13 protein-coding genes are annotated in these 17,117 nt (G+C 36.5%); 8 read left to right on the top strand and 5 right to left on the bottom strand.

Annotated features, from left to right (window positions below; all coding sequences use genetic code 11):
- The first annotated feature begins 8 nt into the window (after positions 1-8).
- Positions 9-2,720 (top strand): FtsX-like permease family protein, encoded by a 2,712-nt coding sequence (locus tag AB3I00_RS02570; RefSeq protein WP_368024729.1) that lies wholly within the window; start codon positions 9-11, stop codon positions 2,718-2,720.
- 685 nt (positions 2,721-3,405) lie between these two features.
- Positions 3,406-5,034 carry an alpha,alpha-phosphotrehalase gene (gene treC / locus AB3I00_RS02565; protein WP_368024728.1) on the top strand — a complete coding sequence of 543 codons (1,629 nt, stop codon included), beginning with the start codon at positions 3,406-3,408 and terminating at the stop codon, positions 5,032-5,034.
- 61 nt (positions 5,035-5,095) lie between these two features.
- Here treC and AB3I00_RS02560 read toward each other — a convergent pair whose 3' ends face one another.
- Complete coding sequence (locus tag AB3I00_RS02560; RefSeq protein ID WP_002293256.1) at positions 5,096-6,277, bottom strand: AI-2E family transporter; 1,182 nt, start codon at positions 6,275-6,277, stop codon at positions 5,096-5,098.
- A 249-nt stretch (positions 6,278-6,526) separates the two neighbouring features.
- Here AB3I00_RS02560 and AB3I00_RS02555 point away from each other — a divergent pair, with 249 nt between their 5' ends.
- Positions 6,527-8,050 (top strand): zinc ABC transporter substrate-binding protein AdcA, encoded by a 1,524-nt coding sequence (locus AB3I00_RS02555; protein ID WP_368024727.1) that lies wholly within the window; start codon positions 6,527-6,529, stop codon positions 8,048-8,050.
- A gap of 67 nt (positions 8,051-8,117) precedes the next feature.
- Here the strand turns inward: AB3I00_RS02555 and AB3I00_RS02550 are convergent, their stop codons facing one another.
- The 3 genes from AB3I00_RS02550 to AB3I00_RS02540 form a co-directional block, all read right to left on the bottom strand.
- Positions 8,118-8,846, bottom strand: a complete 729-nt coding sequence (locus AB3I00_RS02550) for a LytTR family DNA-binding domain-containing protein (protein WP_002293258.1) — start codon at positions 8,844-8,846, stop codon at positions 8,118-8,120.
- A gap of 12 nt (positions 8,847-8,858) precedes the next feature.
- Positions 8,859-10,139, bottom strand: coding sequence for an ATP-binding protein (locus tag AB3I00_RS02545; RefSeq protein WP_002373258.1), 1,281 nt, complete (start codon positions 10,137-10,139; stop codon positions 8,859-8,861).
- 140 nt (positions 10,140-10,279) lie between these two features.
- Positions 10,280-10,882, bottom strand: coding sequence for an accessory gene regulator B family protein (locus AB3I00_RS02540; RefSeq protein WP_002293263.1), 603 nt, complete (start codon positions 10,880-10,882; stop codon positions 10,280-10,282).
- Between the two features lie 245 nt (positions 10,883-11,127).
- Here AB3I00_RS02540 and AB3I00_RS02535 point away from each other — a divergent pair, with 245 nt between their 5' ends.
- Together AB3I00_RS02535 and AB3I00_RS02530 are read left to right on the top strand one after the other, a co-directional pair.
- Complete coding sequence (locus tag AB3I00_RS02535) at positions 11,128-11,334, top strand: hypothetical protein (protein ID WP_002293266.1); 207 nt, start codon at positions 11,128-11,130, stop codon at positions 11,332-11,334.
- Positions 11,335-11,518: 184 nt separating this feature from the next.
- Entirely contained in the window at positions 11,519-12,238 is a 720-nt protein-coding gene (locus tag AB3I00_RS02530) for a deoxynucleoside kinase (RefSeq protein WP_016853096.1), read from the top strand.
- Between the two features lie 79 nt (positions 12,239-12,317).
- Here AB3I00_RS02530 and AB3I00_RS02525 read toward each other — a convergent pair whose 3' ends face one another.
- Complete coding sequence (locus AB3I00_RS02525; RefSeq protein WP_368024726.1) at positions 12,318-13,001, bottom strand: YoaK family protein; 684 nt, start codon at positions 12,999-13,001, stop codon at positions 12,318-12,320.
- A gap of 219 nt (positions 13,002-13,220) precedes the next feature.
- Between AB3I00_RS02525 and AB3I00_RS02520 the strand changes: the two genes are divergently transcribed.
- The 3 genes from AB3I00_RS02520 to AB3I00_RS02510 all read left to right on the top strand — a co-directional run bounded on the left by AB3I00_RS02520 (position 13,221) and on the right by AB3I00_RS02510 (position 16,529).
- Positions 13,221-15,407: an ATP-dependent helicase gene (locus AB3I00_RS02520; protein WP_368024725.1), complete on the top strand. Its 2,187-nt coding sequence runs from the start codon at positions 13,221-13,223 to the stop codon at positions 15,405-15,407.
- Between the two features lie 341 nt (positions 15,408-15,748).
- Positions 15,749-16,159: a Spx/MgsR family RNA polymerase-binding regulatory protein gene (locus tag AB3I00_RS02515; protein WP_002286258.1), complete on the top strand. Its 411-nt coding sequence runs from the start codon at positions 15,749-15,751 to the stop codon at positions 16,157-16,159.
- A 13-nt stretch (positions 16,160-16,172) separates the two neighbouring features.
- Positions 16,173-16,529, top strand: a complete 357-nt coding sequence (locus tag AB3I00_RS02510) for a Spx/MgsR family RNA polymerase-binding regulatory protein (RefSeq protein WP_002315910.1) — start codon at positions 16,173-16,175, stop codon at positions 16,527-16,529.
- Positions 16,530-17,117: the final 588 nt, after the last annotated feature.

Below are 17,117 nucleotides of genomic sequence, written 5' to 3'. Positions count from 1 at the left end.
AGGATTTTATGAAAACAAAAACATATCTTAAAGCAGGTTTTCGCGAAATCCGGCAATCTAAAGGGCGGTTCATTGCAATCATCCTTATTGTCATGCTAGGAACACTTTTATTCGTAGGTGTCAAAACTGCTGGACCTGTCATGCAAAAAACGATGGATCACTATGTTGATACAGCAGGACTTTCTGATTTGCAAATCGTTTCTACTGGTGGTTTGACACAAAAAGATATCGCTCAAGCAGAAAAGATCCCAGATGCAAAAGTAGAAACAGGGAAACAGTTCTATTATTCCAATACTGGCAAAAATGAAGTGATTCAAATCTTTTCTTATAACAAAAATAGCAGGCAGAACAAGCTACAATTAATTGATGGAAAACGCCCGGAAAAATCCAACCAACTTTTATTAGATGAAAAAGCGGAGAATGAAGGGTATAAAATCGGTGATGTCTATCAGATTGATTCAGATGAATTGAAAGAAAAAGAGTATACCATCACTGGCTTTGTCCGTTCTCCATTGTTCATCAACAATTTGGAGAGAGGATACGCGAATGTCGGAAATGGTAGCGTGGATTATTTTGTCTATTTGCCTGAATCCAATTTCAAGACGGATATTTATTCTGTCTTATATCTGGATTTTACGAACGTAAAGAATTTGAATACGTACAGCAAAGCTTACAAAGATAAAATGGAGCAAAATCAAGAAAAGGCAGAAAAGTATTTACAAGATCGACCCGAAGAACGCTTAGAAGAGCTGAAAAAATCGGCAAACGAAGAATTAGAACCAGCACAGCAAAAAATAACAGAAGGCAAAGCACAAATAGCACAGGGAAGAACACAGTTAGAAGATGCTAAAAAACAGGTAGCGCAGCAGTCAGCAGCTATCCAGCAGCTTCCTGAAGCGCAACGGACAATCGCTGTACAAACTTTGTCTCAACAAGAAGCTCAACTCGCTGAACAAGAAAGGCAGTTAGTTGAGAAAGAACGAGAACTAGCTTCTGCAGAGGAAGAATGGAACGAAAATGCAGAAAAAATTGAAAATTTAACTAAACCATCATACCTATACAATGAACGTTCAGAAAATGTCGGGTTTCAAGAATTTGGTGATCTGGCTGAACGTATCGCAGCAATCGCCAATGTTTTTCCTGTTTTCTTTTTCTTTATTGCCGCATTGATCACCTTTACGACAATGACGCGTATGGTAGAAGAAAACCGCAGGGAAATAGGAACATTGAAGGCGTTAGGTTATACGAAAGTTGAAATCGCAAAAAAATATGCAATCTATGCAAGTCTAGCCTCAGGAATAGGCATTGTTTTAGGAACGATATTAGGAACGAATCTTTTACCAAGGATCATTTTTGAACTATCTAACGAGCGATATGACATTGGGAGTGCCCTTGTTTTTTATGACTGGCCACCTATTTTACAAGCAGCTGCCGCATTCTTCATTGCCGCATTTGGCGCTGCAATGATTGTTTTGTTCAAAGATTTAAGAGAACGGCCTGCTGCACTGCTTCAGCCGAAAGCACCGAAGCCAGGGAAACGTATTTTTCTTGAATACATCACTCCGCTGTGGTCACGCCTTAGCTTTAATCAAAAAATCAGTTATCGAAATCTCTTCCGATACAAGTCAAGAATGCTTATGGCGATTATCGGAATTGCTGGATGTGCCGGTCTGATGGTTGCGGGCGTGGGATTGAAAGATTCTCTAAGTTCTGTCTCAGCCAAACAATTTGGACCGATCATTGACTATCAAGCAATCGTTACATTAGATTCATCCACGGAAGAGAATCATCAAAAAGCAACGGATATGTTGCAGCAGCAAGAAAAAGTAAATGAGATCCTAGCTATTCATACTCAAACCGTAGAATTGAGAAAAAAAGGGCATGCTTCACAAAGTCTGACAGTGATCGTACCGAGTAAAACAGCTGATTTTGATCGTTTTATCCATTTAACAGATCTTGAAGAGAACCCACGTTCCTTACCTAAAGCAGGAATCGCTATTACGCAAAAAGCAGCAGAACTATTTGACTTATCTACAGGAGATCATATATCGCTTTATGATGAAAATCAAAAAGAATGGAAAGTCGAAGTAAAAGAAATCGTGAAAAACTATCTAGGCAGCTTTATTTATCTGTCCCCTGAATATTATGCTTCAGTGACTGATCAATCGATGTCGGATAATGCATTTTTGCTGCGTACAGATAAGATGACAACGAAAGAAGAAGAAATGCTTTCCGAGAAACTGCTGGCTACAGACGCTGTGACAAATACGTCTTTCATGTCCAAACAAATCGAAACGCAAGAAGAATCAATGGCGAACTTAGACTCGGTTGTATTAATCTTTGTCGTATTGTCAGGATTGCTGGCTTTTATCGTCTTGTATAACCTAACTAATATCAATATTTCCGAACGTGTACGCGAATTATCTACGATAAAAGTCCTTGGATTTTTTGATAAAGAAGTCACGATGTATATTGTTCGAGAAAATATCATCTTTACTCTCTTAGGGATCATTGGAGGATTTGGTGTAGGATATGTATTGACTGACTTTATCTTACAACAAGCATCTATGGAGAATGTCATCTTTCCATTAGTGATTACATGGTGGGCTTATGTTTTATCAGCAGGATTAACCATCGTATTCACGGTTATTGTGATGATTGTTACCCATTTCAAATTAAAGCATATCGATATGATTGATGCGTTGAAATCGAATGAATAAAAATAGAGGTTGTGAAATCAGCGGTTTGACCTGAGTATTAGAGAAACAAACGGCAAAATAGTTCCTCATATTTTGCCGTTTGTTGAGCTAATACCGAAGGCCAGCTGATTGAACACCGTTTAAGAAAGAGGTTGTGACAGCAGTGGTCAGCTTCAAGAAATAAGAAGGAATTTACGAAAATTGCTTCTCAAATTTTTGTAAAATTTCGGCTTATTTCCGAAGAAGCTACTTCTGGAACACTGTGTATAAGAGGTTGTAAAATCAGCGGTTTGACCTGAGTATTAGAGAAACAAACGGAAAAATAGCTCCTCATATTTTGCCGTTTTTTGAGCTAATACCGAGGGTCAGCTGATTGAACACCGTTTAAGAAAGAGGTTGTGAGTCTGCCGTTTCACTCTGAGTCACAAGGAGCAATTTCAAAAAACAGCTCCTCATATTTTTCATTTGAAAGGACTTATTGTCGTAGATGCCAGCTTTTGAACAACATTTATAGAAGAAACAAAAACTTTAAACAAGAGACTAGACAAATACATGTCTGATCTCTTGTTTTTTATTGGACAACACCCTCTTAGGAAGTATAAAGATAAATTTTACAAACGCTTTCGGTTCAGTTATAATAATAAATGATAACTTGTATATATAAGTTGTGATAAGTAAGAAATCAGTTGAATGGAGGCAAATATCCATGACATTTAAAGACAAAGTCATTTATCAAATCTATCCCAAATCTTACAAAGACAGTAATGGTGATGGAATTGGAGATTTAAAAGGAATTAAAGAAAAACTGCCATATTTGAATGATCTGGGGATCGATATGATCTGGCTAAATCCTATTTATCCAAGTCCTCAAAAAGACAACGGTTATGATATCTCTGATTACACAGCCATCGATCCTATCTTTGGTACGATGGAAGAATTCGAGCAACTAATAGCTAAAGCAAAAGAATACCAAATAGAAGTCATGCTTGATATGGTATTGAATCATGTTTCGACAGAACATGAATGGTTCAAAAAAGCACTAGCAGGGGATCAGTATTATCAGGACTTCTTCATTTTAAGAGAAGAACCAACGGACTGGGTATCAAAATTTGGTGGAAGTGCTTGGTCGCCTTTTGGAGATACAGGCAAATATTATCTGCACTTATATGATCAGACACAAGCTGACTTGAACTGGCGGAACCAAGCAGTAAGAGAGGAATTATTCAAAGTAGTTCGTTTTTGGATGGAAAAAGGGGTAAAAGGATTCCGTTTCGATGTTATCAATGTTATCGGTAAAGACAAGCAATTGAAAAATAATAAAGAAAATGATGGTAAACCTGAATATACAGACAAACCAATCACCCATACGTATCTAAAAGAATTGAACCAAGCAACGTTTGGGACGGATTCCACTATCATCACAGTCGGTGAAATGAGCTCTACGACGATCGAAAATTGTATCTTGTATACAGAACCTAGTAGAGAAGAATTATCAATGGTCTTTAATTTTCATCACTTGAAAGTCGACTATGAAAATGGCAATAAATGGTCAACTCCCCCATTTGATTTTGCAGAATTAAAGCGACTGTTCCATACTTGGGGAGAAAAGATGAGTGATGGTAATGGCTGGAATGCTTTATTTTTTAATAACCATGATCAGCCACGTGCGCTCAATCGGTTTGTAGCTATCGATCAGTATCGAAAACAAGGAGCAGAGATGCTAGCAACCATGATCCATTTAAATCGTGGAACACCATATATTTATATGGGAGAAGAAATCGGCATGGTCGATCCAGACTATTCCTCAATTTCCGACTATATTGACGTAGAAAGTTTGAATGCTTACAAGTTGCTCCTTGCACAAGGATGCACAGAAAAAGAGGCGTTCCGTCGAATCAAAGCAAAATCTCGTGATAACTCTCGAACACCCATGCAATGGTCCGATGCAGAACAAGCAGGTTTTACTACAGGAAAACCTTGGTTAAAAGTTGCAGGTAAGCTAGAAGAGATCAATGTAGAGAAAGAACAATCTTCTGAGGATTCTATTTTGTCCTATTATAAGAAATTGATTCGATTGAGAAAAACATATCCAATCGTTGCACAAGGCGATTATCATGCTTATGGAGCAGATCATCCGCAAGTTTATGGCTATCTTCGCCAATTTGAAGGGCAGCAGCTACTTGTATTAACAAATTTCTATGATAAAGATACAAGGATCACCATTCCAGAAGGATTCACAGAAGCCGCTATTCTTATCGATAATTATCCCGATACTGTTCTCCATCAAAACCTGGAGCTAAAACCATATCAGGCAATTGCTTTACTGAAAAACTAAAATAAAAAAGTATAAAACGCCGATCCTACGAGCTATTCTCGTGAGATCGACGTTTTGTGTTTTATTTAAAATAATCTTCTTCAGAAAATGAAGAGTGTTCATACTCTCCTTTGTCGCCATAAAATTTATTGTAGCGTTGTTTGAATTTACGGAAAATAAAAGTAACGAGTAATTTGACTAGCGTATAGATAGGAATACCGAAAATAACGCCCACAATTCCCATTAGATCACCCATGACAAGCAAAACGATCAAGATCGTAATCGGATGGATCTGCAAACGATCACCCATTACTCGAGGAATCACCAAGTCACCATGGAGAAGTTGTACGGCAAACCAGACAATGACAAATTTGACAGCCATAAAAGTAGAGTCTTGGAATGCAATGATCAAACCCGGGAAAAAAGCGATAAACGGTCCAATATATGGAATAATACATAATAACCCAGCAGAAATAGCTAAAACACTGGCAAATTCTAATCCGATCAGTAAGAAACAAACCCAGTAGACTGCTCCAAGGATAAATGAAGCAATGATCTGCCCCTTTAGAAATGAACCCAATTGTTGATTAGCAATCTTTGTCAAATTTTTAAAATCTGTACGAAAGGCTGGTGGGACAATCGCTAAAACTGACTGATAAAATTTTTGAGGATTTCTCAAAAGAAAAAAAGTGACAATGGGCCCAGTAAATAAAGTAATGAAAATAGCTGTAACAGTTGAAAAAATATTGCTGATCCGTTGTGCGCCGCTTTCCCAATAATTTCCAATAAAGCCAGCTATATCAGACGTCACGTCATCAATAGAAGTAAAAAATTGATTAAATGAATCGGCAAAAGGTGTTTTTTCCAAAAATTGACGGAGACTCTCTTGGAAATCTTGAAATAAATCTGGCAAACTGCTAATCAATGTTTTTGTCTGTTCTTCAAGAAAAGGAACAAGCCATACGCTTCCAAGCCCCAATAAAAATAAAATAATCACATAAACAATAATGACTGACAGGTTCCTCGAAAGGTGCTTGCTTAAACGTTTGATGACTGGTTCCAAAAGATAATATAAGATCAGCGCAAACAATAATGGGGGCAAGATAGTAGCGATAATAATCCCAACAGGCTTGAATATAAATGAAATCTGATGGAAAAAATAAATGATCAGTGCCAGCAGGATCACCATACCTAAAACATAGTAAGAGGTTTTGCCTCCCAAAAAGCGGATCAAACGATTCGTTGTATCTGTTTCTTTTTTCACTCATTTTCCTCCTTTGTCTATAACTTTATTATAGACAAAAGAGGGGATAAAAGAAAAATGATAGAGGTTGATGGAAAAAATATCGTGAATCATCCATACAAAAGTTCTCCTCAATTAAAATAAGAAAACGCTTGACAGCTCTTTTAACCCTATGATAAATTAAATTCTGTTGCTAAAACGTAACTATTACGATTTGCTAGAGGCGAATCGGAACATTCAAATGAAAGAAGATGAGAAGGAGTGTTATAAATGAAACGACTGATAGGTATATTGGCTACACTGGTTTTAACAGGTATGTTAGCTGGTTGCGGGGCAAGTGGAGAAGCAGGGGACAGTAAAGAAAAATTGAGCGTGATGACGACCTTTTATCCTATGTATGATTTTACAAAAGCAATCGTCGGGGATGAAGGAGAAGTAGAATTATTGATTCCAGCAGGGACTGATTCCCACGATTATGAACCTTCTGCTAAAGACATGGCAAAGATCCAAGATACAGATATCTTTGTTTATAATGATGAAAACATGGAAACATGGGTCCCCGCAATCCAAAAAACATTACAAGAAGGCAACGTCCATACGATAAAGGCGACAGAAGGTATGCTTTTACTTCCGGGAAGTGAAGAAGGACATGATCATGACCATGAACACGGGGAAGAAGGTCATACACATGAGTTAGACCCGCATGTATGGTTAGCACCAAGTTTAGCAATCAAGCAGGTAGCAAGCATACGTGATCAGCTGATTGAAGCCTACCCAGAAAAACAGGAAGTATGGACAAAAAATGCAGCAGCCTATACCGAGAAACTTCAAGCACTCCATCAGCTTTATCAAGAAACATTTAAGCAAGCAAAACAAAGATCTTTTGTCACGCAACATGCTGCATTCAACTATCTGGCATTAGAATATGGATTGAATCAAGTATCTATTGCTGGTCTTTCTTCTAGTGAAGAACCGTCTGCGGCGAGAATCGCTGAACTGAAACACTTTGTTAAAGAACATGGGATCAACTATATTTATTTTGAAGAAAACGCCAAAGATAGTATTGCTAGAACGTTAGCAAACGAAGCAGGTGTATCTTTAGAAGTATTGAATCCTTTGGAGGGGTTGACGAATGAACAAATAGAAAATGGAGAAAACTATCTTTCTATCATGGAAGCAAACCTCGAAGCGTTGAAAAAAACGACAGAGACAGAAAACCCGTTAGAAGATACTTTGACCCCCAAAAAAGAAAAGAGCGTCTATAACGGTTATTTCGAAGACGAGGATGTACAAGATCGCTCTCTTTCAGATTGGTCAGGAACTTGGCAGACAGTAGATACGTATGTAGAAGATGGGACATTTGATCCTGTTTTTGAATATAAAGAAAAATTGAATCAGGATAAAACAGCACAAGAATATAAAGAATACTATACGAAGGGCTATCAAACAGATATTGCTTCAATCAAGATCGGTGAGAAAGAGATGGCATTTACGTTTAAGGATGGAACAACGAAACGTTCAAATTATCGTTATGTAGGGAAAGAAATCTTGACCTACGAAGCAGGAAACCGTGGTGTAAGGTATCTATTCGAAGCAAAAGATAAGGAAAGTGGCGCGTTTAGATATATTCAATTCAGTGATCACACGATTGCACCGGCTGACTCCGAACATTTTCATTTATATGCAGGAAATGAAAGTCAAGAAGCATTGCTAAAAGAAATGGAAAATTGGCCAACATTTTATCCAGACACAATGGATGGCCGTGAAATTGCACAGGAAATGCTTTTGCACTGAGAGACAAAAAGAACCGAAGGGTTTGGATCGGCTGATTATTTAGTCGGTCCAAACTATTCGGTTCTTTTTATGAAATTAACTTTTTTAATCCACGGATAGAGACAGGGATAGTCTCACCGTTTGCCAACGTGACTTCTCTGGTTTTTTTATTAATCGACCGCACGTTTTGTGTGTTGATAACATAAGATTTATGGCAACGAATAAAATTCCGATGCATTTTCTCGATTTCTTTGATCTTCTCGTAGAATTGCAATTGAGCATGAGTCAAATGAACTTCCAATTTATGTGGTGCGCCTAACGAAGTAGAAAAATATTGGATTTCTTTGATCGGTAAAAATTTGATCTCATCATTGAACTCTATTTTGAAGATATCTTTTTGGATCTGGGACATTTGAAAATCTTCAAAAATTTTGCTCAGGATCTGCTCGACATTTTCTTTTAAATCATAAAGGTCTTCTTTCACAATATAGTCAGTCGGCTCAATGTTGCTTTTTAAGATTTTCATCGACATTTCCGTATGAGAAGTCACGTAGATGATTTTTCCTAAAGGATCTAATTCACGGATCAATTTACCAATCGCTACGCCATCCATTTCACTGTCTTCTAATTCAATATCTAAAAAGTAAATACCAAAAGAAGAAGTTCTGATCTTGGCCGCATTGAGAAGTTCTTCCGGATCAGAGGTAGAAATATGAACATAACTGTCTAAGTTTTCAATCATGATCCTGTTTTTGATCACCGTTGATAAAACTTCCAATTGTTTTGGATCGTCTTCACAAATATAAATGGGAATCATATCATTACTCCTTTATTTTATTTGTATATAAATCGTTTGAGAAAAACGTTGGTTTTCAATTGATGTTTCAAGGAAAAGATAAGGGTTTGTCTTTGTCAATTCATCCAAGATAAACAAGCCAAGTCCTTCGTTTTTTGGATTTGTTTTTGTTGAGAAACCTTTTTGTTTCAACTGGTTTAACGGTAATGTATTGGTTGTTGTATTGATTACACGAATCATCACGGAATGATTTTTCTTGATGATTGTCAATTCGATCTTTTTCTTCTTTGCAGCACTAGCTCCTTCAATCGCATTGTCCAAGATAATACCAAGCATACGTACAAGGTTTACCGTATGTTTCGTATCCAACTCGATTGGCTTAGGAAAATGAAGCTGGACGATCAATCCTTTTTCCTGTGCCATCATAAGTTTTAATGACAGCAAACTGCGTATTTCAGGAACTTTCATATTATCCAACATACTTAGATTGGCCGGGAAAAGGTTCATCATCTGGCGTGTAGGCAATATCGTTTGATCGTAGTACGACCGTAATCCTTCCAAGTCGCCTTCTGCAATATAGCTGTGAAGAGAAAAGAGCAGATTTTGGTAATCATGTTTGAATTCTCTCAAGTCTTGATAGTTTTTTTCCAGATCTTTGATATAATCCTGCTGCATCCTGACTTGTTGCTCTAACAACTGATCAGCTAACTTCTTATTAGAGATTTTCCAATAATAAACCAAGATGATCAAGCCGACACACAGATAGAGAATAAAAAAACTAGTATTCAAAGCTAAGACATCAGGTGTTTCACCAGAAAAACGGGTATAAAAAATAATGATATAGTATGTAAATAATATCAACGTCCCAATCGTACCGATCATACGGCGGTCCACTGTGTGAAACCAAGTCTCTAACGATTTTTTAAAACAAAAAGCTAATAAAGCAGATAAAAGAGCGGATAAGGCAATGTGAAAATACTGCAAGGAATCTCCTGGTTCAACAACCGCAGATTTCAAAACAAAAAAATCGCCGATGCTTGTTAAATGATCTCCTAAAAGCGACGTCAATAATCCAAAAGGAAGCGCGTAAACTAATTGTTGACGCGAAGTCGAAAAGAAGAAAAAAGTAAGCATCAGCATTCCTATAGCAATTAGAGCAGTAAAAATCCCTAAAACTGAGTAGACCCATCCAATCAAAACGCAAGAAATCAGAGTGACTCCTGCAAACAGATAATTGTATCGGATATGATGGTCAATCAATAAGATACAAATTGTGTAAATCAAATATTGCAACGCTATGGACCATAAAAACATAAAGTACAGCTCCCATTGATTTTTACCAAATTATAGCACAATTAGCGTATTATTTTTTTAATTTTTCAGGGATTTTGAATTCAGAACTCATACCAAAGCAGCAGCCAGATACAAAAAAGTCAGATAAGTTAGTTAATTGTTTAATGATTGTTTTTTTCATGAAAGATTCCTCCAAAATTCATCAAGTAGTTTGTAATAGGAAGCAACGTAGCTATTTCTAAAACAATCCCAAGTAGCAAATAGGTAGAAAAGTAAGAAGCTGAGAAAAATAAAGTGATGAGAGAAAAAATTAGAAACATGCTGATCGCCTTCTTTAATAATGGTGGACGTTTCTCGGGTTCAATGGGATTGATGGCTGTACCTCTTGATCCATAGCGAAGCAGTAACAAAAAGCAGCTGATTAACAAAAAGACCATCATTGGGAAGGAGATAGTCAATTGCAGATGTTTCATCACCAAGGGAACGCCCCATAAATAAAGCAGTGTCCACAGCAGACAAACGAATTCAGAGTCGGAATGCAATCCATAAGCATATCTGCGGATGCAGATATAGGAAAGAAAGGTGATTCCTGTTTCCGCCCATGAGCCCGTCACCAGAGAAAACACTAGAACGACCGCTAGTTTTCCAAGGTTGTTCAATAAAACTTCTAAGGCAAATTTTACTTGGACATACACCATATCTTCTTCCGATTTGTCTCCGCTGAATAAGGTTTCTAATAATTTGTTCACAACTTTATCTTTCATCTCATACGTACCTCCACCACAAATTCTATGCTAAAAAAAATAAAAAACGTGTTTTGTTTCATAAAAAGTGGTTTTGACATCAAAACCGTCATGATTTCCTTAAAAAAATCTTCATTTTTTTAAATCCTTTCCAAAAAAGGTGACAGTTTTGATACGAAAAGTACATTTTATGACAAGTTTGTGTTTTTTCGAGTATTTTATGTTAAAAATTTACTGACCTTAGAAAAGGTGATGGAGGGATTCTTATGGAAAATGAACAATTGTTTGAAGTCGGCGAAACATATGCATTTAAATCTGATTTATTTGAATCACCAATAAAAGGAAAAATAGAAAAAATCTATGAAAATAGCGTGATGATACGTGTCATGAATTGCGCAGCAGAAGACAATGATACCGCTCATAATCTGCACTGGCAGTTAGTCGTACGCAAATCAAGTACAATAGAAGAATAAAAACAGATAAAATGTTGAGAACATAAAAGAGTAGAAGTTCATCCATTCTACTCTTTTATTTTCATGAATAGGCGTGACTTCTAGCTACTATTGGCGAAGCAGCCTTTAAGGAGCAGATAAAGTCAAGGCTTTTATTTCTATAAATGAAGTAGTAAAATGAAGAACAGATTTTATTACAGGAAGGATGCCGATAATTGTGATTATTGTTGCAGGAACGATCGGTGCAGGGAAAAGCACACTGACTGAAATGCTTGCCCAAGATTTAGAAACAAAACCTTTTTATGAGAACGTGGAGGATAATGAAGTATTGCCACTGTTTTATTCTAATCCGGAAAAGTATACTTTTTTATTGCAGATATTTTTTTTGAACAAACGTTTTTTGGCGATTAAAGATGCTTTCAGCCATGATGACAATGTACTAGACCGCTCCATCTACGAAGATAGTATGTTGTTTCATCTGAATGCCGATTTAGGGCGTGTTTCTGAAGTAGAAGTAAAGCAGTATGAGGGTCTTTTAGAGACGATGCTGAAGGAATTAGAAGAAATTTCGCCGCAAAAGAAACCGGATCTACTGGTTTATATTCGTGTATCCTTTGAAACTATGTTAGCAAGAATCAAAAAACGAGGTCGGGAATATGAACAGCTAGAGCAAGATCCTGAACTCTATTCCTACTATAAAGAACTCAATCGACGTTATGAAGAATGGTATGAACAGTTTGATATATGTCCCAAAATAGTAATCGATGGGGACAAATACGATTTCGTAGCCGATCCAGCATGTGGAGAACAAATCGTACAAGAAATCAAGATGCGGGCAAAGAAAATGACAGAAGAGGCAGATGGCCAGTCGATCCGCTACACTACAAATAACCCGAAAGCAAAGGGTATCTTTACAACTAAATAATAAAAAAACTAAGCAAATTGCTCACTCACAAAATTTCTTTGTGAACAGCATCCTGCTTAGTTTTTTTGATTCAGGGGAATCAAAAGGTGAAACGGTTCGTATGATAAAACTGCCATAACTGAAATGTCTGAGTGAGGGCCATGATCAAGAATAAAATAGAAACGACCAAAATCGAATGGGCGCCAAACAAATGATGACAGAATACAAGGACAATAGCCCCTGCGATAAAGGCAAGAACGACAGTTAAATAGTGGAAAAATCGATCAAAATCTGCTTTTTCTTTAGAAATACAATAATCATATAAATTTGTTGCTACCCCTTTTAAATTTCCTGTTGTGAATAAATTGGTGTAGGCACGCCCGTTGATTTTATCAAAAGCCACCCACTGGATCGAGGCCGTAAAAGCAATTAAAATCGTTACTAATGCGGGATGCTCATGGACAGGTGCCAAACTGACAAAGAAAAAAATCACCGCTTCATAATATAGAACAAATAAGCGCCAGAAATGTTTTTCTTTTTTTCTAAAATAATCAATCAAATACTTTGTTAGAAGAATCCCTAAGAAAAAGAAAAGGGTAGACAATACTTTTTTGCCAACGCTTAGCCACTCTCCGTCAAAAGCTTGGATGATCGATAGGATGATATTGCCAGTTTGAGCAGAGGCAAAAGCACCATACTGGATATAAGTATAACTGTCCATTGCTCCTCCGATAAATGTCAGCAAAAGACCTATTGTACGCCCTTCGTGAAAGGAAGACTGCATTTTTTTCATCACCTTTTATGAATATAATTTTGTCTTCCTTATCTTAGCATAAACGATTGAAAAAAAGGAAAAATTTTCAGAAAACTAAAATCATCTCGCTCCCCATTTTCATTTTTAGAAAGGTCTGTTAGTATAAAGAAAAAATAGACAACGAGATTTTAAATAATCAAATTGGAAGAAACAACTTCAAAGAAGAAAGATGGGAAGGAAATCAATCAGTTGGATGAAAAAGAAATTCTCCGATTACAAAAAGAACTGAATCGTTGGGAGAACAAATATAAAAAGCTTCAACAAGTCTTTCGGCTACAAGAAGAAATCATTGCTACCTATGAAGCGGCTTATGGAGAAGCCCCTGGACTTATTGAGGAAGAAATGCAGGAAAAAGAAAGCAAAGAAAACAACTCTTTCTTTAAAATGATGGAGAAACGTTCTTATAATCGCTTCAATCAAGAACAAAAAGCAGCTATCACATACGATATGCAGAAACATCTTCGAATCATAGCGGGAGCTGGGAGCGGCAAGACGCAAACAATCTGTGCAAAAGCTGTGTACCTGATGACACAAAAACAAGTAGACGAAGAACGCATACTGATGATTACTTTTACACGGAATGCTGCAAATGAACTAAAAAAACGAGTAGATAATTTCAGCCAAAGGAAAACTGCTGTCCATATCGGAACATTCCACAGTATCTTTTTCAGGATATACAATGAGATTTGTCGAAAATTCCCTGATGTGGCAATGCAAGGGATACAAGGAGACTTTTCAAAAGATACTGCGCAAAAAGTAAATGCTGTTTTGCAACAGCTGATACGTAAATATAATCTTTATCTATTTGATCAATATGGAGAAAAAACGATTGCTTCTCGCTTAGACTATTGGCAGAATATGAACCTATCAATAGAAGAAATGATCCAGTTAGTTAAAGAAAAATATGATTCCATTGATAAGAATACAAGACAACCGATATCAGAACGACTGTATGGATTGCTCACAGAACTCCAAGAACAAAAAAGAAGGCAGCAATTGTTAGAGTTCAATGATGTACTCCAAAATTTGAAAAGCGCTTTGGAGAATGACGAGATTCAGCGCTATATTGGACAGAAATATGATTATCTATTTATTGATGAATTTCAGGATACTAATCCACTTCAATGGGAAATCGTGAAGCGGATGACAAAGGAAAACGGGATCAAGTTAATCGTTGTTGGAGATGATGACCAAAGTATCTATGGATTCAGAGGATCAGAGCCAGCATATATCAAGAACTTTGAAAAAGAATATCCTACTAAAACTCTTTTCTTATTAACTAATTACCGCTCTCGGGCAGCTATTGTCCAAGGAGCGAATAGATTGATCAGCTATAACAAAAATGATCGGATACCAAAGGCGATGATTCCAGCACAAAAAGAAGCGGGCATTATGGAGGCTTATTTGTTCTCAGATACAAAAGCAGAAAGCCAGTGGCTGATAAGTCAAATTCAGTCATTTATTCAAAAAAATGGGAAATATAAGGAATCGATTATATTATACCGATCGGCTTCGCAAACACAGCAACTTGTCCAATCTCTGCTGAAAACGAATATTCCTTTTGTACTGGAAGCAGATAGTCCATATGAAGGTATCTTTGGCATCAAGTCTTTCCAACAGTTCTATCAAAAAATCGTTCATTGGCAAACAGCACAGAATCCGCAAAAGAAAAATCAGGCCTATCAGCAGTTGCTGCGGCAGCTGATGGTAGACTGCTATCTGAAAAAAAGTGAATGTGATCAATACTTTTCTCCTAAATATCAAAATACAGCCATTACGGATTATATTTTGTCGGTAAGACCTAATTTAAAATCCAAATCTGCAGAAATCCGCCAGTTTGAGGAAGCGTTGCGTAAAACAGACCAGCATCAAAAAATCTATTCGCTTGTACAAAGCTATCTTCATCTGCCACGTATAGCTAAGGAAATCGATCAGAGTGATCAAGAATGGATACGAGAAGAAGTAAAGCAACATGCTACTTTTAGAAGTATCCAAGCCTTATCGCAAGAAACCCAAGCAACAGCTAAAGAATTAAAAACCCGCTTGATTGCTTACAGACAAGGAAAACTTGATGCGCTATGTATCCAGAGCATTCATAAAAGTAAAGGTCTTAGTTACAGAAATGTCTTTTTAATTGGCTGTAACGAAGGAAGTTTGCCTTATAACGGAGCAACAGAAAAGAAAGTCATTGACTCTAATGAAATAAAAGCAGAACCAGCGACGACGATAGAAGAAGAACGAAGACTATTTTATGTTGCGATGACTAGAGCAAGAAATCGTCTGTATCTATGTGTACCTCAAATGAAAAATACAAGAAAATTGAAAGTATCGAGATTTGTCAAAGAAACCGGTAGTCGTATGAAAAAAGGAAAGTGATGGAAAAGAGGTTGTGACAGGAGTGGTCAGCTTCAAGAAATAAGAAGGAATTTACGGAAATTGCTTCTCAAATTTTTGTAAAATTTCGGCTTATTTTCGAAGAAGCTACTTCTGGAACACCGTTTATTCGGAAAAGGGAAGTGTGACAAGATTTTTGTCACACCTCCCTTATTTATTTTTGAAAAATGAGAATACTATTATTAAAATAGGGAATAAATAGAATAATTCTCATTATTTAAACGCAAATAATCGATTTTTTTCGACTTTTTTTATTAGCTAATAATTGGTATTTTAAAAGAAATTGCTGTAGAATTGGATTATAATTAAAAAGGAGTGAGAAAATGATAAAAGTATATACTTCGCCTAGCTGTACTTCCTGTAGAAAAGCAAGAGCATGGTTGCAAGCGAATCAACTTGAATTTGAAGAGAAGAATATTTTTGCCGAACCGTTAACAGAAAGTGAGATCAAAAAGATCTTAGCAGCGACTGAAGGAGGAGTTCAAGATATTATTTCCACTCGGTCGAAAATTTACGAGAAGTTGGGAATAGATTTTAACGAATTAACTTTAAAGCAAATGATCGTCCTATTCAAAGAATATCCTTCATTATTGAGACGACCTATTTTGATTGATGAAAAAAGAATACTAATCGGATTCAATGAAGATGAAATCCGGTCATTTGTCCCTCGTGAAATTCGGTGTGTTGCTAGAAACCTAATCTATTTACAAAACAATAACATCTTAAATTCATAGGGAGGGAGTCTTCGTGGAAGTGAAAGTCTATGGATCGGCGCACTGTGTAACCAGTCTGAAGGCGAAACAATGGTTAGAATACCATCAATTGCCTTATCAATTTGTTGACTTAGAAGAACGCGATCTAAGTACAGAAGAAGCAGAAGAATTATGCAGTTTTGAAGAAGTGCAAGCAGAACAGCTATTTGCGACTTGGTCTGAGGCTTTCCATAACATTGCGATAGACCTTTCCTCTGTAGGTAAAAAACAACTGATTTCTTTATGTACACAACATACAAAACTCCTCAGACGTCCGTTGATCATTATCGATGAAGTTCTATTTATTGGATACAATGAGCAGTTGATGGAGCAACTTATCCTAAATAAATAGTCTTTACCTATTTTAATCAATTTCTGAGCGCTTCGTACAGTTGGAACAGTCGAACACTTAACATCAAGTGTGTTATGTGTTCTTTTTTTTGTCTTTATTTTTCTACTATAAAAGATATGCTCGATTTATTTGGTCAAAATTCAAATGTACGAGGGAAAATAGGCTGAGAAATATATTGACATGTGTAAATTTACATGATATATTCATTTTTGTTGTTTTAAGTAATACGCAAATAAAGCAGCATTAAAAAAACTTGAAAAATAGTTATTGACATGTTGATGATGACATGATAAGATAACTGAGTCGTTAAAAAAGAACAGCTTACGAAGCTTGATTCTATCGAAAAAAACTTCAAAAAAGTTCTTGACAAATAACAAACGATAAGTTATGATGAATGAGTTGCTGAAAGATTTTGAAAAACGAAATCGAAAAAAAACTTTTAAAAAGAGTTGACAATCACTTGTCGCTTTGATATGATATAAAAGTTGCTGTGGCAACCATACAAATCGGAAAAACACTTCCGATGAAGTAGACCTTTGAAAACTGAACAAAGTAAGACAAACCAAATGTGTAGGGCGTCTTGATTCG

The sequence above is a fragment of the Enterococcus sp. C76 genome (assembly GCF_040886985.1).
GTDB classification, from domain to species: Bacteria; Bacillota; Bacilli; order Lactobacillales; family Enterococcaceae; genus Enterococcus_B; species Enterococcus_B lactis.
The sequence above is the reverse complement of the archived record's forward strand: the minus strand, read 5'-3'. Positions and strand labels throughout refer to the sequence as shown.

Excerpts from the sequence above, each read along its gene's own strand:
- AB3I00_RS02570 (WP_368024729.1), top strand. The coding sequence starts at position 9 with ATGAAAACAAAAACATATCTTAAAGCAGGTTTTCGCGAAATCCGGCAA.
- treC (WP_368024728.1), top strand. The coding sequence starts at position 3,406 with ATGACATTTAAAGACAAAGTCATTTATCAAATCTATCCCAAATCTTAC.
- AB3I00_RS02555 (WP_368024727.1), top strand. The coding sequence starts at position 6,527 with ATGAAACGACTGATAGGTATATTGGCTACACTGGTTTTAACAGGTATG.
- AB3I00_RS02550 (WP_002293258.1), bottom strand. The coding sequence starts at position 8,846 with ATGATTCCCATTTATATTTGTGAAGACGATCCAAAACAATTGGAAGTT.
- AB3I00_RS02545 (WP_002373258.1), bottom strand. The coding sequence starts at position 10,139 with ATGTTTTTATGGTCCATAGCGTTGCAATATTTGATTTACACAATTTGT.
- AB3I00_RS02540 (WP_002293263.1), bottom strand. The coding sequence starts at position 10,882 with ATGAAAGATAAAGTTGTGAACAAATTATTAGAAACCTTATTCAGCGGA.
- AB3I00_RS02535 (WP_002293266.1), top strand. The coding sequence starts at position 11,128 with ATGGAAAATGAACAATTGTTTGAAGTCGGCGAAACATATGCATTTAAA.
- AB3I00_RS02530 (WP_016853096.1), top strand. The coding sequence starts at position 11,519 with ATGCCGATAATTGTGATTATTGTTGCAGGAACGATCGGTGCAGGGAAA.
- AB3I00_RS02525 (WP_368024726.1), bottom strand. The coding sequence starts at position 13,001 with ATGCAGTCTTCCTTTCACGAAGGGCGTACAATAGGTCTTTTGCTGACA.
- AB3I00_RS02515 (WP_002286258.1), top strand. The coding sequence starts at position 15,749 with ATGATAAAAGTATATACTTCGCCTAGCTGTACTTCCTGTAGAAAAGCA.